21 protein-coding genes are annotated in these 22,258 nt (G+C 66.7%); 9 read left to right on the forward strand and 12 right to left on the reverse strand.

Translation table 11 applies throughout. The annotated features are described in order from the left end of the window. Positions 1–69 precede the first annotated feature (69 nt). Positions 70–1,545, forward strand: coding sequence for a S1C family serine protease (locus tag ACSBQT_RS07635; RefSeq protein WP_410709460.1), 1,476 nt, complete (start codon positions 70–72; stop codon positions 1,543–1,545). Positions 1,546–1,590: 45 nt separating this feature from the next. Then, on the forward strand, positions 1,591–2,340 hold the full coding sequence (locus tag ACSBQT_RS07640) for a TVP38/TMEM64 family protein (RefSeq protein WP_410709459.1): 750 nt from the start codon (positions 1,591–1,593) through the stop codon (positions 2,338–2,340). Here ACSBQT_RS07640 and ACSBQT_RS07645 read toward each other — a convergent pair. The 9 genes from ACSBQT_RS07645 to paaA all read right to left on the reverse strand — a co-directional run bounded on the left by ACSBQT_RS07645 (position 2,337) and on the right by paaA (position 10,293). Beyond that, a complete protein-coding gene (locus tag ACSBQT_RS07645) occupies positions 2,337–3,113 on the reverse strand; it encodes an enoyl-CoA hydratase/isomerase family protein (RefSeq protein ID WP_410709458.1) in 777 nt (258 codons plus the stop codon). The two genes, ACSBQT_RS07640 and ACSBQT_RS07645, sit on opposite strands and share 4 nt — an antisense overlap. A gap of 64 nt (positions 3,114–3,177) precedes the next feature. Continuing rightward, positions 3,178–4,047 carry a 3-hydroxyacyl-CoA dehydrogenase family protein gene (locus ACSBQT_RS07650; RefSeq protein WP_435001357.1) on the reverse strand — a complete coding sequence of 290 codons (870 nt, stop codon included), beginning with the start codon at positions 4,045–4,047 and terminating at the stop codon, positions 3,178–3,180. Further along, positions 4,044–4,952, reverse strand: coding sequence for an enoyl-CoA hydratase/isomerase family protein (locus tag ACSBQT_RS07655; RefSeq protein ID WP_410709929.1), 909 nt, complete (start codon positions 4,950–4,952; stop codon positions 4,044–4,046). Before ACSBQT_RS07655 ends, ACSBQT_RS07650 begins: the two co-directional genes overlap by 4 nt. A gap of 23 nt (positions 4,953–4,975) precedes the next feature. Further along, positions 4,976–6,139: a thiolase family protein gene (locus tag ACSBQT_RS07660; RefSeq protein ID WP_410709456.1), complete on the reverse strand. Its 1,164-nt coding sequence runs from the start codon at positions 6,137–6,139 to the stop codon at positions 4,976–4,978. A 91-nt stretch (positions 6,140–6,230) separates the two neighbouring features. Beyond that, positions 6,231–7,349, reverse strand: coding sequence for a 1,2-phenylacetyl-CoA epoxidase subunit PaaE (gene paaE / locus ACSBQT_RS07665; RefSeq protein WP_410709455.1), 1,119 nt, complete (start codon positions 7,347–7,349; stop codon positions 6,231–6,233). Then, positions 7,349–7,918 carry a 1,2-phenylacetyl-CoA epoxidase subunit PaaD gene (gene paaD / locus ACSBQT_RS07670; protein WP_410709454.1) on the reverse strand — a complete coding sequence of 190 codons (570 nt, stop codon included), beginning with the start codon at positions 7,916–7,918 and terminating at the stop codon, positions 7,349–7,351. Before paaD ends, paaE begins: the two co-directional genes overlap by 1 nt. Then, entirely contained in the window at positions 7,912–8,892 is a 981-nt protein-coding gene (gene paaC / locus ACSBQT_RS07675; protein WP_410709453.1) for a 1,2-phenylacetyl-CoA epoxidase subunit PaaC, read from the reverse strand. Before paaC ends, paaD begins: the two co-directional genes overlap by 7 nt. A 13-nt stretch (positions 8,893–8,905) precedes the next feature. Then, positions 8,906–9,247, reverse strand: coding sequence for a 1,2-phenylacetyl-CoA epoxidase subunit PaaB (gene paaB, locus ACSBQT_RS07680; protein WP_410709452.1), 342 nt, complete (start codon positions 9,245–9,247; stop codon positions 8,906–8,908). Next, positions 9,244–10,293, reverse strand: a complete 1,050-nt coding sequence (gene paaA / locus ACSBQT_RS07685) for a 1,2-phenylacetyl-CoA epoxidase subunit PaaA (protein WP_410709451.1) — start codon at positions 10,291–10,293, stop codon at positions 9,244–9,246. The genes paaB and paaA overlap by 4 nt, the downstream gene beginning before the upstream one ends. 665 nt (positions 10,294–10,958) lie before the next feature. Here paaA and paaI point away from each other — a divergent pair. From paaI to ACSBQT_RS07705, 4 genes are all read left to right on the forward strand, one after another. Further along, positions 10,959–11,507, forward strand: coding sequence for a hydroxyphenylacetyl-CoA thioesterase PaaI (gene paaI, locus ACSBQT_RS07690; RefSeq protein ID WP_410709450.1), 549 nt, complete (start codon positions 10,959–10,961; stop codon positions 11,505–11,507). 159 nt (positions 11,508–11,666) lie between these two features. Continuing rightward, entirely contained in the window at positions 11,667–12,962 is a 1,296-nt protein-coding gene (locus ACSBQT_RS07695) for an AMP-binding protein (protein WP_410709449.1), read from the forward strand. Positions 12,963–13,099: 137 nt separating this feature from the next. Further along, complete coding sequence (locus ACSBQT_RS07700; protein ID WP_410709448.1) at positions 13,100–13,801, forward strand: TetR/AcrR family transcriptional regulator; 702 nt, start codon at positions 13,100–13,102, stop codon at positions 13,799–13,801. A gap of 48 nt (positions 13,802–13,849) precedes the next feature. Next, the gene (locus ACSBQT_RS07705) at positions 13,850–14,752 is read left to right on the forward strand and encodes a diacylglycerol/lipid kinase family protein (protein ID WP_410709447.1); all 903 of its coding nucleotides are present in this window, start codon (positions 13,850–13,852) and stop codon (positions 14,750–14,752) included. 116 nt (positions 14,753–14,868) lie between these two features. Here ACSBQT_RS07705 and paaZ read toward each other — a convergent pair whose 3' ends face one another. After that, positions 14,869–16,905, reverse strand: coding sequence for a phenylacetic acid degradation bifunctional protein PaaZ (paaZ, locus tag ACSBQT_RS07710; protein ID WP_410709446.1), 2,037 nt, complete (start codon positions 16,903–16,905; stop codon positions 14,869–14,871). A gap of 391 nt (positions 16,906–17,296) precedes the next feature. On the opposite strand from paaZ, the gene ACSBQT_RS07715 reads away from it, so the two are divergent. Beyond that, positions 17,297–18,661 (forward strand): MFS transporter, encoded by a 1,365-nt coding sequence (locus tag ACSBQT_RS07715; RefSeq protein ID WP_410709445.1) that lies wholly within the window; start codon positions 17,297–17,299, stop codon positions 18,659–18,661. 145 nt (positions 18,662–18,806) lie between these two features. Continuing rightward, complete coding sequence (locus ACSBQT_RS07720; protein ID WP_265418822.1) at positions 18,807–19,796, forward strand: serine/threonine dehydratase; 990 nt, start codon at positions 18,807–18,809, stop codon at positions 19,794–19,796. A gap of 63 nt (positions 19,797–19,859) precedes the next feature. Here the strand turns inward: ACSBQT_RS07720 and ACSBQT_RS07725 are convergent, their stop codons facing one another. Together ACSBQT_RS07725 and ACSBQT_RS07730 are read right to left on the reverse strand one after the other, a co-directional pair. Next, the gene (locus tag ACSBQT_RS07725; RefSeq protein WP_039211572.1) at positions 19,860–20,051 is read right to left on the reverse strand and encodes a hypothetical protein; all 192 of its coding nucleotides are present in this window, start codon (positions 20,049–20,051) and stop codon (positions 19,860–19,862) included. A gap of 82 nt (positions 20,052–20,133) precedes the next feature. Beyond that, on the reverse strand, positions 20,134–20,973 hold the full coding sequence (locus ACSBQT_RS07730) for an ABC transporter ATP-binding protein (protein WP_410709444.1): 840 nt from the start codon (positions 20,971–20,973) through the stop codon (positions 20,134–20,136). Positions 20,974–21,158: 185 nt separating this feature from the next. Between ACSBQT_RS07730 and ACSBQT_RS07735 the strand changes: the two genes are divergently transcribed. Then, positions 21,159–22,082 carry an IclR family transcriptional regulator gene (locus ACSBQT_RS07735; protein ID WP_410709443.1) on the forward strand — a complete coding sequence of 308 codons (924 nt, stop codon included), beginning with the start codon at positions 21,159–21,161 and terminating at the stop codon, positions 22,080–22,082. The last annotated feature ends 176 nt before the right edge of the window (positions 22,083–22,258 follow it).

Raw genomic sequence — 22,258 nt, forward strand, 5'->3', positions numbered from 1 at the left:
TGGCCACAGCGTGCGGGTACTCAATAGGAATCACAGAGCACTTCCGCAGAACGGAGAAAGGCACAGACTATGAACGAGTCGAAGCGCATGAGGTCAGCACAGATGGCGACCGGCGCTGGGTACAACGGTGAGAACGCATTCGGCACCGAGACGACGGCGGCATCCGTCACCCGATCCCGCCCCCGGAGGCGTCGACTCGCCCTGGCCGTCACCGGAGCGGCAGCGGCGCTGGCGCTGAGCATCGGAACGACTGCAGGTCTGCCGGCCGCCGCGGCGGCCCATGCCCGCACGGTCGCGGGCGTGACCACCCAGTCAGCCATCCCCTTTACCGGGCAGCCGACCGACCCCAGCCAGGGCAGCGGGCAGAGCGGCAACAGCCAAGGGGGAAGCGGTCAGAACGGAACACAGTCCCCGAACTTCGGACCGGGAAACGGCGGCCAAGGCAGCTACGGCGGAGGCACCGCTCCCGGCGGCGGCTCGCAGTCCCCTGACACCGGCCAGGGCAGCGACGGCTCTTCCCAGCAGGAGGCCAGCCCGGCGAGTGAGAAGGAGTCGACCGGCGTCGTCCTCATCGACACCGAGCTCGGCTATGAGAACGCCGAGGCGGCCGGCACCGGCATCGTGCTGAGCAAGGACGGTCTCGTGCTGACGAACAACCACGTCATCGCCGATTCGACGAAGATCTCCGTCACCGTAGCCACCACCGGCAAGACCTACGAGGCCTCCGTCGTCGGCTCCGATTCGACGGAGGACGTCGCCGTGCTCCAGCTCAAGGGCGCCTCGGACCTGCAGCCGGCCACGGTCGACGACGACTCGGTCACGGTCGGTGACGACGTCACCGCCGTCGGCAATTCCGAAGGACAGGGACAGCTGCAGGCCGCCGACGGCACGGTCACCGACCTCGGCGCCTCCGTCACCACCACCGCTCAGGGCTCCGAGGATTCGGAGACGCTGAACAATATGATCCAGGTCCAGGCCGATATCGTCTCGGGCGATTCGGGTGGGGCCCTGCTCGATGACGAAGGCGAGGTCGTCGGCATGAATACCGCGGCCTCGTCGGGATCGGCCACCGTCACCGGCTTCGCCATCCCGATCGAGTCGGCGCTGTCCACGGCCGAGACGATCATCGACGGCGAGCAGACGAGCACGAACACGCTCGGCTATCCGGCGTTCCTCGGCATCGGGGTCCAACAGGATTCGCAGAGCGGACAGTCGAGCCAGTCGGGCCAGGGCAGCCAGTCGATCCAGCCGGGAGACGGCAGTTCGAACGGCCAGCCAGGTCAGCCAAGCCAGTCGGGCTCGTCGTCTCAGGCCGCAGGCGCAGTCGTCGCCGGTGTCTATGAGAACACCCCCGCGGCCGAGGCAGGACTGACCGCCGGTGACACGATCACCCAGATCGGTTCGACGCAGATCACCGACGGCACTGCTCTGTCGTCCGCCATCGCCGAGCACAAGCCCGGTGACACCGTGTCGCTGAGTTGGACCGACGCCGACGGTCAGTCCCACACCAGCGAGGTGACTCTGACCGAGGGTCCCGCAGCCTGACGGTGGGATTGCCCTACCACCCCGGGCGAGACGTAAGATCGGGCCATGTCCGGATACGAAGACGCCTCGCCCGCGGAGTGGTCGCCCCGCACCCGGCATAACCGGGAGCGTCTCGACTGGTCGACGATCCTGCGCAATATCGCCCTCGCACTCGCCGTGCTGGCCGGTGTGTGGGCGGTCTTCAATGTTCGCCTGCCCTCGGTCGATGTGCTGCAGGCCGATATCGCGGCCGCCGGATTCTGGGGCTTCGCCGTCTTCGTCCTCATCTATATGGCCGTCGCCGCCACCCCGATCCCCGTGACGATCATGGCCACCGCCGGAGGACTCATCTACGGGCTGCCGTTCGGCACCATTCTGTCGATGGTCGGAGTCGTCGCGGGATGCTGGATCGGCTACTGGATCGCTCGGGCGCTCGGCCGGGACACTGTGCTGCGGCTGCTCGGCTCCCATGCCGAGACGATCGAATCCAAGCTCACCGGCGGCGGCTTCTACGCAGTGTGCGCCCTGCGCCTCATGCCCGGGTTCCCGTATTGGCCGGTCAACTACGGCAGCGGAGCACTGAGCATCGACAACCGCACATTCCTCAGCGCCACCGTCATCTCGTCCCTGCCGGGTCAGCTCTCCCTCGTGGCCGTCGGCGCCTTCATCGGGGAGCCGAATGTGCTCAACGGCATCGGCGTGGGCATCTCCTGGGCACTGGTCATCACGCTGACGATCATCACGATGCGCCGCTGGAAGCGCACCCGAGACGCCGAACACGCACAGGCAGAGACGCCTGAACTCCCTGAGTCTTAGCCGAAGTTCGGCTTGCGGCGCTCCTGGAAGGCTCTGAAGCCTTCGGCGTAGTCCGGGGTCTGGCGCGCCGATTCCTGCAGGGCCGCCTCTTGAGCGAGCACCTCGGCGAGGTTCGGCCGTTCGTCGGCGAGCTTCTGGACGAAGCCCTTCTCCATGGCGAAGGCCTCGGCCGGTCCGGTGACGATCTTCTCGAGCTTCGATTCGACGAAGTCGGACAGTTCCGCGGCTGGGACCGCACGGGAGACGATCCCGGTGGCGGCCGCCTCGGCGCCGGTCATGAAATCACCGGTGACGATGAGGTCCATCGTCCGGTGATAGCCGACCCGGTCGAGGAACACGTGGTGAGCGCCGGAATCGAGCATCGCGCCGATCGCGGCGAACGGGGACCCGAACTTCGCATCATCAGCGGCGAAGATGATGTCCGCGGCCGCGGCGACCCCGTACCCGAGTCCGAGCGCGGCCCCTTGGACCTGGGCGATCACCGGGATCGGCAGCGCGCGGATCGCCTGGAACACGGGGGCGAAGATGTCGGCGAGGAACGCATGCGCATCATCGGTCTCGACGTCGACGTTCGCAATATCGCGACCGGAGCAGAAGACCTTGCCCTCCCCGCGGATGACGAGCACGCGCACGTTGGGGACCGCCTCGGCGACCTTGGCCACGGCGGCCGCGATATCGCGGAGGTTGTCCGCGTCGAGGGCGTTGCGGGACTCCTGTCCGTCGAGGACGAGCTCGGCGATCGGGCCGCGGTTCTTCAGTTGGATCTCGGTCATGGATGCTCCTTTGCGTGTCCTGTCAGTGCGGTGCGGCCGGTGCCCGCCGGGCGGGCATCCTTGGTCACCAGGTGTAGAAACCCTGTCCGGTCTTGCGGCCGAGTTCACCGGCGGCGACCTTGTCCTTCAGTATCTGCGGGGGTGTGAAGCGCTCACCGATCTCCGCGGCGAGGTGCTCGGCGATGCCGAGGCGCACATCGAGTCCGACGATGTCCGTCGTCTTCAGCGGCCCGGCCGGATGCCGGTAGCCAAGGGTCATGGCCCGGTCGATGTCCGAGGCCGAGGCGACGCCGTCTTCGACCATCCGCATCGCTTCCAAAGCGAGAGCCACGCCGAGGCGGGAGGAGGCGAATCCGGGAGAGTCCTTCACCGTGATCGCCGTCTTCCCCAGCCCCGTCACCCATTCCTTGGCGACATCGACGAGCTTGGGATCGGTGTGGGTGCCGACGACGACCTCGACGAGTTCGGACACGGGCACCGGGTTGAAGAAGTGCAGTCCGATGAGCGCCTGCGGCCGCGGCAGGGCTGCGGCGAGCTCGTCGATCGACAGCGCCGAGGTGTTCGTGCCGATGCTCGCAGCAGGAGCGTGCTTCGCGATGCTCGCAAGCACTTCCCGCTTGAGTTCGACGATCTCGGGCACAGCTTCGACGACGAGGAGCGCCTCGTCGAGCAGGGTGGGGTCGCGGTCGACGACGACGGTTCCGGGCACCTCGATGCCCTTGGACCGTGACTTCTCGACCGAGGCATCGATGCGCTCTCTGGCGGCGGCCACGGTGTCGTCGGTGTTCTCGATGACGATGACCCGAGCACCGGCGGTGGCAAAGGCATGCGCGATTCCGGCACCCATCCGACCGCCTCCGAAGACGCCGACGACATCAGGGACTCTTGCGGTGGTGGGGGCCGCCTCGGCGGGGGTGTCTGTGGTGTCGCTCATGCGTTGTCGTCTTCTCCTCGGGTGCGCGGATCGCTCTGCTGATCGATCGCTTCGGTGGCCACGGCTTCGGCGCGTGCGCGCTCGGCCGCTTCCTGCTCGGCTGCCTTCTTCGCCTTCTTGGCCTCGCGTTTGGACAGGAACGCGTCCATGCGGGCGAACTTCTCATCGGTTTCGAACAGCACAGCCTGGGCCACATTGTCGATGAGGGGATGGGCTTCACGCGGTGCGTGGAACGCCGACTTGCTCAGCCGCACTGCAAGCGGTGCGAAGCTCGCAATACGGTCAGCCAGCGCCTGACCGGCGAGTTCGAGGTCCTCGGGGTCGACGACGTCATTGAGCAGACCGATGGCCTTGGCTTCGTCGGCCTGCAAGGTGCGTCCGGCCAGGAGGATCTCCTTGGCGCGAGGTTCGCCGACGAGTTCGCGCAGACGCCACGCGGCCCCGGCTGCGGCAAGGATGCCCAGACCGGTCTCCGGGTTGCCGATCTTCGTCGACGGGGTGCCGATGCGGAAGTCCGCGGCGAAAGCGAGCTCGGCACCGCCGCCCAGCGCGAATCCCTCGATCAGGGCGATGACCGGCATCGGCAGTTCCTGGATGCGGGAGAAGATCTTCGAGTTGATTCCCGCCAGGGCATCATCACGACGACGATTGCGCAGCTGCGAGATATCGGCACCGGCCGCGAAGACACCGGAGGTGCCGGTGAGGATCGCAACCTTCGGTTCGGCCTCGAGTTCGGCACACACGGCATGAAGGGCATCGACCATCGACTGGTCGATGGCATTGCGGACCTTGGGTCGGTTGAGCCGGATGATCGTGCGATCGGAATGGCGTTCAATGAGCAGCGGGGAGGCGGAATCGTTCCCACCGGAACCGCTGGGTGCACCGGCTGCCGCACCGTCGTTCATACCCCCGGCGGGGCCGCCGGCGCTCACACGCGCTCCAGCAGCAGTGCCGAACCCTGACCGACGCCCACGCACATCGTCGCCAGTCCCTTCTTCGCCCCAGCCTGTTCCAACCGGTTGAGCAGGGTCAGGGTGATGCGGGTGCCCGAGCAGCCCAGCGGGTGGCCGAGCGCAATCGCTCCGCCGAATCCGTTGACGGTCTCCGGGTCGAGGCCGAGGTCGCCCATGCACGCCAGCGACTGGGAGGCGAAGGCCTCATTGAGTTCGACGGCGTCGAGTTCGCCGACCTTCCACCCGGTGCGCTCGAGCACCTTCCGGGTCGCGGGGACGGGGCCGATGCCCATGATCTCCGGGGACACACCGGCATTGGCACCGGCGACGACGCGGGCACGCGGGCTGAGCCCGTGCTTGTTCGCATAGTCCTCGGACACGAGCACGACGACGGCGGCGCCGTCATTGAGCGAGGAGGAGTTTCCGGCGGTGATGACGCCCCCGGGTCCGTGGATGGGGCGCAGCTTGCCGAGCTTCTCCAACGTCGAATCGCGCGGACCCTCATCTGCGGCGACTTCGCCGATGGGCAGGATCTCCGGGTCGAAGCTGCCGGCGTTCTGCGCGGCGAGCGCCTTCTGATGCGACTGATAGGCGAATTCGTCGAGGGCCTCACGGCTCAGCTGCCACTTCTCAGCGACGCGTTCTGCCGTCTGCGGCATCGACAGGGTCGTGTCCTCACCGAAGGCGGGGTTCGTGAACCGCCAGCCGATCGAGGTGTCCCAGGTCCGGCCCGGCTTCGACCAGGCGCGCGAGGGCTTCTCGCTCACCCACGGGGCACGGGTCATCGATTCGACTCCGCCGGCCACGACCACATCGGCGTCTCCCGCGGCGATCATCGCCCGTGCCGTCGTGATCGCGGTCATCCCTGAGGCGCACAGACGGTTGACGGTGAACCCGGGCACGGATTCGGGCAGTCCGGCCAGGAGCACGGCCATGCGCGCGATGTTCCGGTTGTCCTCACCGGCCTGGTTCGCTGAGCCGAGGATGACCTCGTCGATATCGGTCGGGTCGATGCCCGCACGTTCGACGACGGTCTTCATCGTGGTCGCCACGAGGTCGTCGGGCCGCTGGTCGGCCAGTGCACCCCCGTAGCGTCCGATGGGGGTGCGCAGTCCGTCCAGAATGAATGCCTCGGGCATGGGTCTCCTCGCTGAAGAGTTCGGGTAGGTGACATGGTACGGGCTTGCACCCGTTGGTGTGCGGGCCCGCGCCTGCTGGGGTTCGGGACGCTCAGGAGTCGAAGTCGACCGTGACCTCGTCGCTGACGGGGAACGTCTGGCAGGTGAGGACAAAGTTCGCTTCGACCTCGGCGTCCTCAAGGGCGTAGTTGCGGACCATGTTGACTTCGCCGCCGCAGATCTTCGCGCGGCAGGTTCCGCAGACGCCGCCCTTGCAGGCGAACGGCAGATCGGACCGGGATTCCTGTGCGGAATCGAGGATGGTCTTTCCCTGCGACATCGCCGAGGTGGAGCGCTTCCCGTCGAGGATCACCGTGACGTCGCTGGTGGCCCCTTCGACGACCTTGTCCGCGTGGACGACCTCCGGTGGGGGTTCGTCGACGTAGAAGAGCTCGAAGTGGATCTTCTCCTTCGGCACGTCGAATTCGGCGAGGACCTTGCGGGCGTCTTCGAGCATGCCGAAGGGGCCGCACAGCCACACATGGTCCATGCTGCCGATCGGGACGATGGCGGTGAGCAGATCCCGCAGCTTCTCCGCGTCGAGGCGGCCGGAGAAGAGCTCGACATCGCGGGGTTCGCGGGAGAGCACGTGAACGAGATCGAGCTGCTGGTTGCGGGCGTCCTTGAGGTCGGCGAGCTCCTCGGCGAACATCACGGTGTTCGTATGCCGGTTGCCGTAGAGCAGAGTCACCGAGGCTTCGGGGTTCGACAGCACGGTCGAGGCGATGGAGAGCATCGGGGTGATTCCCGATCCGGCGGCGATGCACAGGTGTCTGCCACCGGCTGCGGCGTCGGCGCGGAAGCTGCCCGAGGGCGGCTGCACCTCGATCGTGTCGCCGGCTTTCACCTCGTTGACCAGCCACAGGGAGAAGAGCCCCTCGGGGACTTCGCGCACACCGATGCGCGGGGCGGTTCCGGCCGGTGCGCAGATCGAATAGGTGCGGCGGTGCTCCTGGCCGTCGATGATGCGTCGCAGGGTCAGGGACTGTCCGGCGGCGAAGTCGAAGAGTTCGCTGTATTCGGCCGGCACGTCGAAAGTCACTGCGGCCGAATCCTCGGTGAGGTGGTCGACGGACTTCACGGTGAGTGGGTAGAAAGCCGACCGGGAGCGTCCGTCGGCGGGCTCGGTGGCGGGAGCCGCCTCGGCGGTCTGATCGATCGTCTGTGTCATCAGATCTCCTTCACATGGTCGAACGGTTCGAGGCAGTCGTTGCACTGGTACATCGCCTTGCACGCGGTCGCTCCGAACTCGGAGGACAGCCGGACGTCGTCGGATCCGCACAGCACGCAGGTCACGGCGCGGCGGGTGGGCATGAGTGTCAGCGCCACCGGGCCGGAGTTGCGCGGTGCTGCCCCGGGTGGGGAGATTCCGGCGTCCTTGAGTGCCTTCTTCCCGCGTTCGGTGATCCAGTCGCTCGTCCACGCCGGTGTCAGGGACACGCGCACCTCGGCGTCGGGGAATCCGGCGAGGAGGAGTTCGCGCTGCAGGTCATCGCGCATCGTCGCCATCGCCGGGCAGCCCGAATAGGTCGGGGTGATGACGGTGACGACGTGGCCGTTCTCGATCGCGACGTCGCGCAGCACACCGAGGTCGAGGAGGGTGAGCATCGGCATCTCGGGGTCGGTCACGCGTTCGGCGGCGGCCCAGGCACGGTCGATCGCCTCGGCGGCGGTGTCTGTCGTACGAGTGTCCATATCGGCTGCATCTGTCGGATAGGTCTCGAGCATGGCGGTCACCACTGCCCCTCCGGATGCTCCCGGGCGACGACCTGCATCTCGGCGAGCAGCTTCGACAGGGCCTCGGTGTGGAGTCCGTCGCGGCCCTTGCCGCCGTGGACGCCGACTCCGGCCAGACCGCCGCGTTCGGGCCGGTCGATTCCGGCTGCGGCGAACACCTGGTCGAGGATGACAGATGCCTCATCGGCCACGGTCGCGGGATCGACGCCGATTCCGGCCTCGGCCACGGAGGCTTCTACTGGGTGGGTCTCGAAGAGTTCGGACCACAGCGGCCACAGACCGTTCAGGGCCTTCACCAGGCGGGACTTCGATTCCTCGGTGCCGCGGGCCAGGGTCACGACCCAGCGTCCGGCGAAGTCGCGGTGGTAGGACATCTCCTTGACGCCTTTGGCCGCGATGGCGGCGAGCACGGTGTCGCGGCTGTCTGTGAGGCGTTCGAAGATCGACAGGCGCCAGGTGGAGTAGATGAGGATCTTCGCGACCGCCTCGGCGAAGTCGCCATTGGGCACCTCGGCGAGGCGGACATTGCGGAAGCCCAAGTCGTTGCGGAAGAACGCGAGACGGTCCTCATCGGGCACCGGGGAGCCTGCAGGGAGTTCAGGGACGAGCTCCGGATCGGCTGCGGCGGCGCGGGCGAGCAGAAGACGAGCCTGCCCGAGGAGGTCGAGGGCGATGTTCGCCAGCGCGATGTCCTCTTCGAGGTCAGGGGCATTCGAGCACCATTCGGAGATCCGCTGGCTGAAGACGAGGGCGTCGTCGCCGAGCATGAGGCAGTATGCGCCGAGGTCCTTGGCGTCGACGCCGTCGGGCACGGTCGTATCGACGCCGGCCAGGGGGTCTTCGAAGTCGGTGCCGAAGGCCCAGTTCGCGTCGTTGACGAGCAGACCGGAGTACGCGTTGTCGTGGTCGCCGTGATCGACGTTCGTGCCTGCTTCGTCGTGTTCGACGTGGATGGTGGGTTCGTTGTTCGCAGTCATCTCTCGCCCCTTCTCACATGTGGGGGACATCGTCGGGGATGTCGTAGAAGGTCGGGTGGCGGTAGACCTTGTCGCCGCTGGGGGCGAACATCGGGTCCTTCTCGTCCGGGCTCGAGGCCGTGATGTCGGAGGCGCGGACGACCCAGATGCTCACGCCTTCGTTGCGTCGGGTGTAGACGTCGCGGGCGTGGTGGACGGCCATCTGGTCGTCGGCGGCGTGCAGGGATCCGACGTGGACGTGGTTGAGTCCGCGCTTGCCGCGCACGAAGACCTCGTACAGCGGCCATTCGCCACGGGTCGAGCCCACAGCGGATTCATCCTTCGCCGAGGTGGAGCCGGGGTTGGTCTCGGTCATTTCGCTGTCTCCTCGGGGGTGGTGGTGTCGACTCCGGCGGCGGGGGTCGCGTCGGCGGACGACGATTCGGGGGCGGCCGGGGTGGCGGCCGCCTCGGCGTTCTGGTTCTCTGCGAAGGCGAGCGCTGCTTCGCGCACCCACGCTCCTTCGTCCCAGGCGCGCTTACGATGGGCGACTCGCTGAGTGTTGCAGGGGCCATTGCCCTTGACGACGTCCCAGAACTCGTCCCAGTTCGGGGTGGAGAAGTCGTAGTGTCCGCGCTCTTCGTTCCACTTGAGGTTCTCATCGGGGAACGTCACGCCGAGGGCTTCTGCCTGCGGGACGGACATGTCGACGAACTTCTGGCGCAGCTCGTCGTTTGTGTGGGTCTTGATGCCCCAGGCCATCGACTGCTCGGTGTTCGGCGAGTTGTCGTCGGGAGGCCCGAACATCATCAGCGCCGGCCACCAGAAGCGGTTGACCGATTCCTGGACCATCTCGCGCTGAGCCTCGGTGCCGCGCATCATCGTCATCAGCAGCTCGTAGCCCTGACGCTGGTGGAAGGACTCTTCTTTGCAGATGCGGATCATCGCGCGGCCGTAGGGGCCGAAGGAGGTCCGGCACAGCGGCACCTGATTGCAGATGGCCGCTCCGTCGACGAGCCAGCCGATCGTGCCGACATCGGTGTAGGACAGGGTCGGGTAGTTGAAGATCGAGGAGTACTTCTGCTTGCCGGCGACGAGCTTCTCGGTGAGCTCGTTGCGCGTGGCACCGAGGGTCTCGGCGGCAGAGTAGAGGTAGAGGCCGTGTCCGGCTTCGTCCTGGACCTTCGCCAGCAGGATCGCCTTGCGGCGCAGGGAGGGCGCACGGGAGATCCAGTTGCCTTCGGGCTGCATGCCGATGATCTCCGAGTGCGCGTGCTGCGCGACCTGGCGGATGAGCGTCTTGCGGTAGGCCTCGGGCATCCAGTCCCGGGGTTCGATCCGATCCTTGCCCTCGATCGTGGCGTCGAACTGCTCCTGCAGCTGCGCCTCGTCGAAGCGGTTGTCGTTCACTTGAGTTGTCATGACCACTCCACCCTTGGATGTGCCCTTGTCAGGACCTGCCTCGGTCAGCGGCTGCCGACCTCATCATCGGTCCGACCATCGTCAGACCTCTGGCCCGAGGGCATCCATTTACTGACCATTTGTTCTGTATTGTTGCCACCAGTGTCGCACACCCCCAGCCCGGGTGCAATGCCGCCCCCGCTGACTGCCCGACCGCTCTCGCAGCGCCCCGGCACCCGCGCCCGCAACACTCTTTCGCCGCCATGCCGCGTCGTCGAGCCGCGGCACCGAACGTCGCCCGCCGAATATAGGTCAGCGTCGGATACTTTCAGCGCCGAAGAATGTCCGATGCCGACCTATGTTTCTCGGGAACTATCCGATAGCGACCTATTTCCCGCTGACTTTCCCGCTGACACTTGACGATGCGCGCGGGATTCGACGCAGGAAGGACACGATTCGCCGCGCTTGACGATGCGTGCGCAATTCGACGCAGGATCCTCGCCAACCACACCCCGTGACTTGACACCGGCGACGATCGGAACGATATTTATTGACCAGATGGTCGTTTATTCTCCGGCGGGCTGACCGTCCGGGATCACGGGGAACTCTCACCGTCGTCCATACGCAGCGGCGCAGGCACTCCCCGTGCACCGCGCCCGAACCCGCGACTCGAGGAGGAGCCGACCATGGGACAGTCCGCCCACGATACGACGACCGCGGAGTCACAGACCCCGAACGACCCCTCCCCCGCCGAGGCAGCACCGCAGACCGATCCCACAGGGTCCACCGAGGCGGCCCCCGAGTTCCCCGCCGGGGCGGCCACCCCCAAGTCCTCATCCGAGCCCACCGGCGCTGCCGCGATGTTCGCCAATGATCGCGCCTCCCAGCACCTGGGCATCACCGTCGATGACCACGGACCCGGATGGGCACAGTGTTCGATGACGGTCACCGACATCATGACCAACGGCCACGACATCACCCACGGCGGCTATGTCTTCCTCTTCGCCGACACCACCTTCGCGATGGCCTGCAACTATCCCGGTTCGATCACCGTCGCCTCCGGAGGAGACATCGACTTCCTCAAGCCCACGCACCTCGGCGATCAGCTCGTCGCTCGCGGCCACGAGGTCGTCAAGCAGGGCCGCTCGGGCATCTACGACGTCACCGTCACCCGCGGCGACGACATCATCGCCACCTACCGCGGCCGCTCCCGCACGCTGCCCGCCCGCAAGTAGAACCGGCCGGCCCCACGACCTCCCGACCCGCGTCCGGCACTCAGCCGCGCCGGACCACCCCCACCGAACCACCCGTCGACGACCGGACACCGAAGAACGGTGGACCACCTCGGCGGTCTTTGGATCTGACACACAGAAGAGATTCGCAAGGAGACGATGATGACTGAGACCGACCTCGACGCCGGCGAACGGATGAGCCTGGACGAGCTGCGCTCCGACCAGCTGAAGAACCTCAAGACGACGGTGACCTCGGTGTACGAACGGGTGCCGTTCTACCGGAGGGCCTTCGACGACCTCGGTGTGACTCCCGCCGACATCACGAGCCTCGACGACATTGCGAAGCTGCCGTTCACCACCAAGCAGGACCTGCGCGACAACTACCCGTTCGGGCTCTTCGCCGTCCCCCAGGAGCAGGTCGCACGCATCCACGCCTCCTCGGGAACGACCGGTCTGCCGACCGTCGTCGGGTACACGATGGGCGATCTCGATCGGTGGGGCAGCCTCATCGCGCGGTCCATCCTCGGTGCCGGCGGCAAGCGCGGACAGATGATGCACAACGCCTACGGCTACGGCCTGTTCACCGGCGGCCTCGGCGTCCACGGGGCGGAGCGTCACGGGTTCACCGTCGTCCCGATCTCCGGCGGTCAGACCCCGCGCCAGGTGCAGCTGATCCAGGACTTCAAGCCGGACATCATCACGGCCACCCCGACCTACCTGCTCACGATCCTCGACGAATTCCGCAAGCAGGGCATCGACCCGACCTCGACGAGCCTGAAGACCGCGATCTGCGGCGCCGAGCCGTGGACAGACGAGATGCGCAAGGAGATCGAGAACTCCTTCAACATCAATGCCGTCGACATCTACGGCCTCTCCGAGGTCATGGGACCCGGTGTGGCCTGCGAGTCCGCGGTGACGAAGGACGGCCCGACGATCTGGGAGGACCACTTCTACCCGGAGATCGTCGACCCCTTCACCGGCGAGGTGCTGCCCGACGGCGAGGAGGGCGAACTCGTCTTTACCTCGCTGACGAAGGAAGCGCTGCCGATCATCCGCTACCGCACGCACGATTTGGCGACGCTGCTGCCGGGCACCGCGCGCCCGAACTTCCGCCGCATCTCGCGCATCACCGGCCGCTCCGATGACCTCATGATCATCCGCGGCGTCAACGTCTACCCCGCGAACGTCGAGACCGTGCTCTTCGAGTTCGCACCCCTGAGCCCTCACTTCCAGCTCGTCCTCACCCGCCCGGGTCGGATGGATGAGATGACCGTCGAGGTCGAGGCTCGCGAAGGCGTCGGTGCCGTCGAGCTCGACGGCCTCGACAAGCTCGTGGCCGCCCGCATCAAGGAGCGCCTCGGCGTCTCCTGCGCCATCGACATCAAGATGCCCGGGGATCTGCCGCGCTCGGTCGGCAAGATGAAGCGCATCATCGACCGCCGCGAGGGCGTGCGCTGAGATGACGGCGACGGCGCGCGTCACGGCAAGAGGTCCTGCCGGTAGGCTCACCGGCGCGGACCCGGCCGTGGCGCGCCTCGCAGGCTCTCGTGACGTCCGAGAGGGCACTCACCGAGGTGGCCGTTAGACTGATGCGCATGCCCGAATCGTCCTCACCTGCGTCGACATCCCCGGACTCGACGACGTCGTCCGTGGAATCGACGACCACCGCGTCGACGTCCTCGACCACCCCCGCCGAGGCGGCCGCCCCCAAACGCTCGCGCCGTGGCCGTCCCGGATACGACCGGGAGACGCTCATCAACAAAGCCACCGAGGTCTTCGTCTCCCGCGGCTACGACGGCACGTCGATGGACACCGTCGCCCGTGAGCTCGGCATCACGAAGTCCGCGATCTACCATCACGTGAAGTCGAAGGAAGAGCTGCTGCACCTGGCGATCAGCCGCGGCATCCGTGCCCTCGATTCCGCCGTGGAGACCGAGAGTCTGCGCGAGAACGTCACCGCCCTCGAACGCCTGCAGCTGGCCGTGCGCGCCAGCGTCGTCATCCTCATCGAGTACCACCATTCGGTGACGCTGCTGCTGCGCGTGCGCGGAAACTCGCCCTTGGAACGCGAGGCCCTCGAGGCCCGGCGCAATATCGATGCGAAGGTCCGTGCTCTCGTCGAGGCCGCCATCGCCGAGGGCGGTCTGCGCTCGGACTTCACCCCCGGGCTCATCACGCGCCTGCTCTTCGGCATGGTCAACTCGATCACCGAGTGGTACCGGCCCAGCTATCCCGTCGATCCCGAGACCATCGCCGAGGCGGTCACGACGATGGCCTTCCAGGGGCTGGAGGCCTGAGGGCCTTCACCCCATCAATCTGGACAGCGACGTCCCGGGAAGAATTCCATGAACGCTGCCGACTCGACGGTTCCGATCATCCTCAATCCGAGTGCACGCAAAGGCGCCGTGCTCAGACGTATCGACCCCCTGACGACGACGTTCGCCGAACATGGACTCGAGGCAAGGTTCGTCAGGAGCACGAGCGCGGACCACGCCAAGCAGCTCGCTGCTGACTTCGCCGCACAGGGTTCGGATCTCGTCGTCTCCCTCGGCGGTGACGGGATGGCGCGTTCGGTCGCAGCCGGGCTCGTCGACACGGACACCGCGTTGGGTGTCATCGCCGGTGGACGCGGCAACGATCTCATCGGCAAACTCGGCATCCCGAAGGACATCGAGGCAGCCGCGGCCATCATGGCCGACGGCCGTGACCGGACCATCGATGTGCTCGACCTCGACGGGAAGGTGTGTCTCGGCAATGTCTGTCTCGGCCTCGACTCGACCGTCCAACACCAAGCGAATGCGGCGAGGCTCATCCGCGGCCGCTGGGTCTACCTCTACGGGGTCGTCCGCGCGCTGCTGCCGCCCAAACGCATCGAGCTGGAGCTGACCATCGACGGCCAGCGCTTTTCATTTCGTGGGCTCACTGCGGGGTTCGCGAATTCCGGGCGCTACGGCGGCGGGCTCAGGCTCTCCCCCGAGGCGGCCCTCGACGACGGGCTCATCGACGTGGTCCTGCTCCAGGAGGGGTTCCTGCCCAAGCTCGCCGTCGAAGTCGTGGAGTACAGTTTCGGCCGTCATCACCGGCACCCTCATATCCACTTCACCCACGCTCGGGAGGTGGAGATCGACGTCCCGGAAGGGGCCGCCCCGATCGAGATCATCGTCGACGGCGACGCAATCGCGCAGACCCCTGCCACCGTGAAGATCCGACCCTCAGCACTCAAGGTCCGCGTTCCGCGAACCTCCTGAACGACTATGTCCGCCGACTGAACGACAGGGCCCCGCGTCGAGGATCTGCATCCTCGGCGCGAGGCGTTCCGCGTGACGGCCAGTGCTGCCAGTAGGGCTTTCGGGCCGCCTGAGCCTCAGTATTCCTTGGCCACGAGAGTGAGCACGTCGTAGTTCGCGACGGGCTCCTCGTTCTGGTTGACGACCTGTGCGTCCCAGCGGACCTCACCGTATTCGTCGGTCTCACGCGGGGTGATACGCTTCGCGGTGAGCGTGACCTTGAGCTTGTCACCTGGGGAGACGGGCGTGATGAAGTTGAGGCCCTCGAGTCCGTAGTTCGCGAGCACCGGGCCCGGGTCCGGCTGGACGAAGAGTCCGGCAGCGAAGGACACGATGAGGTAGCCGTGCGCCACGCGCCCCGGGAAGAACGGGTTCGCGGCGGCCGCTTCCTCGTTCATGTGCGCGTAGAAGGTGTCGCCGGTGAAGTTCGCGAAGTGCTCGATATCGTCGAGCGTGACTTCCCGCCATTCCGAGTCGAGGGTGTCGCCGATGCGCAGGTCGGCAAGCGACTTCGTGAACGGATGCTCGCCGAGGCGGCGCTCCGATCCGTTGACCCATTCCCCGCCGATGGCGGTGAGCATGTCCGGGGAGGCCTGGATCGCGGTGCGCTGCATGAAGTGTGTGATACCGCGCAGTCCGCCCATCTCCTCACCGCCACCGGCCCGTCCTGGGCCGCCGTGGATGAGGTTCGGAAGCGGCGAACCGTGACCGGTCGACTCTGCGGCATCGTCACGGTCGAGGACGAGCACACGGCCGTGCCACGGGGCGATCTTGCGGACGAATTCGGTGGCGAACTCACGGTCGTGGGTGACGACTGAGCCGACCAGCGAACCGCGGCCACGGGCGGCCAGGCGGACGGCGTCCTCGGTGTCGGAATAGGTGATGATCGAGGTCACGGGCCCGAAGGCCTCGATGTCGTGGACGGCATCGGACCAGGCGTCATCGGCCTGGAGGACGGTCGCCGCGACATAGGCTCCGCCGTGTTCGGCAGCCAGACGATCGGATTCCTCACGCCCGCCGGTGAGCAGGTGGGCTCCCCCGGCGATGATCTGATCGACCGCGTCGAGGACGTCGGTGCGCTGTTTGTCGGAGACGACGGGGCCCAGGCGAGTGGACTTCTCTCGCGGATCGCCCACACCTTGGGTGGCGAGCTTCGCGATGATGGCTTCACCGACCGCCTCGGCGTGGGCTTCGGGGACGAAGGTGCGGCGGATCGCGGTGCACTTCTGTCCGGCCTTGACGGTCATCTCGGCGACGACGCCGGAGACGAAGAGGTCGAATTCCTCAGTGCCGGGTCCGGCATCGGGTCCGAGCAGGGAGAAGTTGAGCGAGTCCGCCTCGGCGAAGAAGCGGGTGCCGCGCTGGGTCACGCAGTCGAGCGCGGACAGCGTGCGGGCGGTGTGCGCTGAACCGGTGAAGGCGATCGCGTCCTGTTCGGCGAGGTCGTCGAAGAGCGGGGTGACGTCACCGCAGACCAGCTGGATCGCACCGGCCGGGAGCAGACCGGACTCGATCATGTCGGCGACGACCGCGCGGGTCAGGTGCGCGGTGTCGGTGGCGGGTTTGACGACGACGGGGACGCCGGCGACGAACATCGGTCCGAACTTCTCGAGCATGCCCCAGACGGGGAAGTTGAAGGCGTTGATCTGCAGCGCGAGACCCTGCCGGGAAGTGAGGATGTGGCGGCCGACGAAGGTGCCGTTCTTCGACAGGCGCTCGACTCCGCCGTCGAGGTGGACGGTCGAGTTCGGCATCTGACGGCGGGCGACGCCGGAGTAGGTGAAGAGTGTGCCGATTCCGCCTTCGATGTCGACGAAGGCGTCGCGCTTGGTGGTGCCGGTGGTGAAGGAGATCTCGTGGTAGTCCTTCGTGCGCTCCATGAGGTAGGTCGCGAGCTTCTTGAGGATCACACCGCGCTGGTGGAAGGTGAGCCTCTGCAGTTCGGCGATGCCGGTGGTCCGGGAGTGGTCGGCAACGGCGGCGAAGTCGACACCGGCCGAGGTCACCGAGTGCAGGAGTTCCCCGGTGCCGGCATCGCGGACGGGCCGGGCGGACTCGGTCGCTGCCGGCGTGTGCCAGGATCCGGCCACATAGGAACTGAGGATTTCGGTCATGCTTTGCTCTCCCTGGTGAAACGACGTCTCCCGGTCCACGGCGGCCGCATTCGGCACCGCTGCCGATTCCTAGACATATACTAACCAATCGGTCGGTAATTGTCATGGGCAGTCTCAACCAGGGCGATCGGACGAAACCGCGGCACATCCTCGGTGCGCCTCGTGATACGCGAGTGACACGGGGGCGCTTTCTGACCTATGATCGTTCTCAATTACTGACCAAGCAGTCAGGCGCTGATGTGGCAGTCAGCCGCCAACTCACCGGTCGGTCGAGGCAGACGTCCATCCGTCCGCCGCCAGACCCGAGGCACCGGCGATCACTCAGAGTCGAGGACCACCGCCTCCGGAGACGGCACCCGGCAAAGTCGCCCAGCAACAGAAGGTTCCGCTCATGTCCGCCACCGCTTCAGGCCCAGTCACTCCGAATCCGGCCACCCCACATACGACCACCCGCGAGGAGCGCAAGGTCCTCGCCGGCACCCTCGTCGGCACCACCATCGAGTGGTACGACTTCTTCATCTACGCTCAGGCCGCCGGCCTCATCCTCTCCGCCCAGTACTTCGGCCCTTTGGCCGCGGACAATCCGGCACTCGGCCAGATCATGGCGTGGGCATCTCTGGGCATTTCGTTCCTCTTCCGCCCGTTGGGCGCGATCATCGCCGGCCACCTCGGCGATCGGATCGGACGCAAGAAGATGCTCGTGCTCACGCTCATCCTCATGGGGGCCGCGACCTCGCTCATCGGCCTGCTCCCGAACTACGCGATGATCGGAGTCGGCGCGCCGATCCTGCTCACCCTGCTGCGAATCCTGCAGGGCTTCTCCGCCGGCGGCGAATGGGGTGGGGCCGCGCTGCTCTCGGTCGAACACGCCCCGATCTCCAAGCGCGGCATCTTCGGCGCGTACCCGCAGATCGGCGTGCCGGTCGGCATGATCCTCGCCACCGGCGTGATCTGGGTGCTCACCACGGTCCTCACCGCCGAACAGTTCGCAAGCTTCGGCTGGCGGATCCCGTTCCTCTTCTCCGTCGTCCTCGTCTTCGTCGGCTATTACATCCGCCGCCAGGTCGAGGAGTCCCCGGTCTTCGCCGAGCTCGCCGAGCGCAAGGCCGAATCCTCGGCTCCGCTGGGCACCCTGTTCAAGAAGAACACGAAGGAAGTCGTGCTCTCCGCGCTCATCTTCATCGGCAACAACGCCGTGGGCTACATGATCATCGCGTTCTTTGCCGCCTACGCCTCGCGCCCGCTGGAGGAAGGCGGATCCGTCGGCCTCGACCGGGCACCCGTGCTGTTGGCGACGACGCTGGCGAGCTTCGGCTGGCTGGTGTTCACGATGTGGGGCGGCGCGTTGTCGGACAAGCTCGGTCGCGTGCGGACCTTCCAGATCGGGTACGTCCTGCTCATCGTGTGGCTCATCCCGACCTTCCTCATGATCGACATGGCGAACATCTGGATGTACGGCATCGGCATCTTCGTCCTCACCGTCGGCATGGGCCTGTCCTACGGCCCGATGTCGGCGATGTATGCGGAGATGTTCCCGGTCGAGGTCCGCTACTCGGGCGTCTCGATCGGCTACGCGCTCGGCGCGATCCTCGGCGGCGCTTTCGCCCCGACTATCGCCGAGACTCTGCTCGCCGAGACCGGCTCATCGATCTCGATCGCGATCTACATGATCGTCGTGTGCATCATCTCGCTCATCGGCGTCAGCCTCGTCAAGGAGACGAAGGGCAACGACCTCGGCCTGACGAAGCACCACTGAGGCTGCGGCGAACCCCCAGTTCGTCACCTGCACCTCGATTTCCTGGTCGATCCACGGTGAGTCCTCCGCCTGAAACGCCGTGGATCGACCCAACAATCCACCGAGGCGGCGCACCCACTCAGCAGCTCTCGCATAGGCTGATGAGATGACCCTGCCAGACCACACGAACCCGACTTCCCTCGCGTATCCCGACATCGAAGCCGCGGCGGCCCGGATCGCCGGGCAGGTCCGTCCGGTCACGGTCACCCAGCGGGGGAACGACGGAATAGTCTTCGCCCTCGAGTTCATGCAGCACACCGGCACGTTCAAGGCCCGCGGTGCGCAGAACTTCATCCAGGCTCACCTTGCCGAAGGCACCTTCCCCGAGGCGGGAGTGACGATCGCATCGGGCGGCAACGCCGGACTCGCCTGCGCATGGGCGGCCCGTGCCGCCGGTGTACCGGCGACCGTGTTCCTGCCGACCACCGCGCCGAGCGTGAAGGTCGAACGGCTGCGATCGTATGGTGCGCGAGTGGAGTTGGTCGGTTCCGAATTCGCCGAGGCGGCCGCCGCCTGCCAGGAATTCGTCGAGTCCTCCGGTGCGCTGGCCTCGCACGCTTACGACCATCCGCTCATCGCCGCCGGCGCGGGCACCTTGATGACCGAGATCCTCGAGCAGGTGCCCGATCTCGACACGGTCGTCGTCTCGGTCGGAGGCGGCGGTCTGTTCGCCGGCGTCGCGACGGCCGCGACTCATCACGGAGTGCGCACTGTCGCGGTTGAGCCGGAGAACTGCCGAGCGCTGAGTGCAGCGATCGAAGCGGGCGAACCGGTCGATGTCACGGTCGATTCGGTGGCAGCGGATTCGCTCGGAGCCCGTCGTGCCACTTCGCTGGCGCTGGAGGCGGCGCGATCAGATCTGGTCACCTCGGTGCTGGTCAGCGACGACGCCATCATCGAAGCACGACAGCGACTGTGGGACGAACACCGGCTGGCGGTCGAGCATGCGGCGGCCACGGCGTTGGCGGGAGTCAGCGGTGGTGGCAGAGGGAAGACTGCCAGCGACGGGAAGTCGCCGGGCGGTTATGTTCCGGCCGAAAAAGAGAAGGTCTGCGTCGTCCTCTGCGGGGCGAACACGAGCCTCAGCGATCTCTGAATCACGGGGACGGCCACCTCGGCGATTCGAGCGCCGGAAGTCAGCATGGTCGAACGTTGGACGTCAGCGCGTTCGGTCGCGGTCCTTGGACTTCAGCGAGGCCTTGATGAGGCCGAAGATCGCGAGCGCCACGACGACGGTGATGATGGCTTTAACGAGGAACCAAGCAATGGAGAACGCGACGTTGACCACCCACCACGCGATGATGATGGCGATGATCGCGCCGATGATGCTCCACACGGTACTCATCTTCATGCCTCAAGCCTAGGCCCGAGTGCACAGCCGTGCAATGCGCGCGGTGATCGTCCCAGCCGATCCTCAGCACGGACGCGGTTCGTCAGCCGAGCGCGGCAGCGGTCCGCCCTGCACCGGTCGTCCGAGGTGCCGCACCGGACCGAACTGCGCGGGCCGACCAGCGGCGGTCGGCGAAGCCCACTTCGATCGGATGGTCGAAGGCGGCAGAGACCTGCTCGGAGGTGAGCACCTCGGCGATGGGACCGGCGGCGGTCAGTCGCCCGTCGGAGATGAGCGCGGCGTGAGTGGTCGTCTCGGGAATCTCCTCGAGATGATGGGTGACCAGCAGCGTCGACAGCTCCGGCGAGCGCAGAGACAGGGCGTCGATGGTCTCGAGCAGCTGTTCGCGTGCGGCCACGTCGAGTCCGGTGGTCGGCTCGTCGAAGAGCAGCAGCTGTGGTTCGGCGATGAGCGACCGGGCGACGAGCGCACGCCCGCGCTCCCCCTGTGACAGCACCTTCCACCCGGCGTCGGCGCGGGACGTCAGTCCCACCTCGGCGATCTGGGCATCGGCCTTCACGACATCCTCAGGCGCGGGCTCCCACCGCATGGGACGTTCGACGGTGCCGGTCAGCCCGGTGAGGACGACCTCGCGGACGGTGAGGTTCGACCGCAGCGGATGACGTGGATTGACGTGACCGATGAGGCGGCGCAGCGCGGCGAGCTCGACCCGACCCATGCGTGATCCGAGGATATCCACGGTGCCCGAGGTCGGGAACACCTGCGCCGAGGCGAAGCTCAGCAGCGTGGACTTCCCCGCCCCGTTCGGACCGATGAGCACCCAGTGCTCGCCGGCATTGACAAGCAGATCGATGCCGTGGAGTATCTGCGTCTGCCCACGCCGGAATGTCACATCAGCGATATCGAGGACGGTCTTGGCCACGCCTCACTCACCTCTCGCGGACCCGCACGGTCCAGTTGATCCATGCGCCCCGCCTTCGGGCAGGGCGAATCCGAGTCTAGGCGCGGATGTCGCCGAGGCGGTCCTCGCCGATCGATACCGAGTTCCACATCCTGGATCACGGTGGCACCCCGCAGGCGACGACGGCAACGGGCCATAATGGAGTCATGCACAACGCCGCCGATTCGAATGAGGACCTCCGCGAGGAGTATCGCATCAAGATGCGCGGTCGGCTCCTGCGCCGGTCCGCTTCGTTCAATGTCGCCCACGCCGTCGACAGCCTCGAACCGGGCACCGGCGCTCAGAGCATCCAACGCGCGCTGACGCTGCTCAACCTCGTCGGCCTCATCGCCGGGGAGCGGCGCGAAGGCGCGAGCCTGTCCGAGCTCGCCTCGATCAGCGGCCGCCCGAAAGCCAGCGTCCACCGCATGCTCCAGGCGCTCATCGCCATGGGATACGTCGAACGCCTCGAGGAGGGCGGGTACCGCCTCGGCGTGCAGTCGCAGATCCTCGGTCAACTGGCCCAGAAATCGGTGGATCCGCTGGTCACGGAGTCGGAGTCGAGCCTGATGCGCTTGGCCGAGCTCAGCCAGGACACCGTCTTCCTCACCCTGCGCACGGGCAGCTATTCGATCTGCGCCCGCCGCGAGGAGGGCTTCGGTGAGATCTTCAACAACGCCCTGTCCGTGGGCGACCGTCACCCGCTGGGCATCGGCGCCGGATCGCTGGCGATCCTCTCCGAGCTCTCCCCCGCCGAGGTGGACGCCCAGTTCGAGGCCAACGCCGAGATCCTCGCCGAGAGGTATCCGAAGGTCTCCGTTCCACATCTGCGTGACATCATCGATCAGGCCCGCATCGACGGATTCGTCCACAATCCCGGGCTCTTCGCCAAGGGGTCGTGGGCGGTCGCGGTTCCGCTGCGCATCCGCGGATCGCGGCCGCGTGCGGCCCTGTCGATCGCCTCGATCGCCGACCGTGTCACCGGTTCCCGGGTCGAACGCCTCGTCGCTCTGCTGCGCCGGGAGGCGAAGGCCATCGCCGAGGCGCTCAGTTCGCAGTCCGACCTCACCCCTGACTCCGGCGACCTCTGAGGCGGCCTTTGTTCCCCTCGCGCATGACTCCTGCGGGCGGATCCACCTCGAAATCCGCTATTGGATCGAGACGGATCCACCCGCAGGAAGCGCCGATCTGCTTACATGCGCACGGGGTCTGACCTCCTGGTAGCCTGACCACTAGCAACGTCGGGCTCCCGGTTCCCGAGTCACCA

This window comes from Brevibacterium sp. H602 (assembly GCF_051172395.1).
Taxonomy (GTDB): domain Bacteria; phylum Actinomycetota; class Actinomycetes; order Actinomycetales; family Brevibacteriaceae; genus Brevibacterium.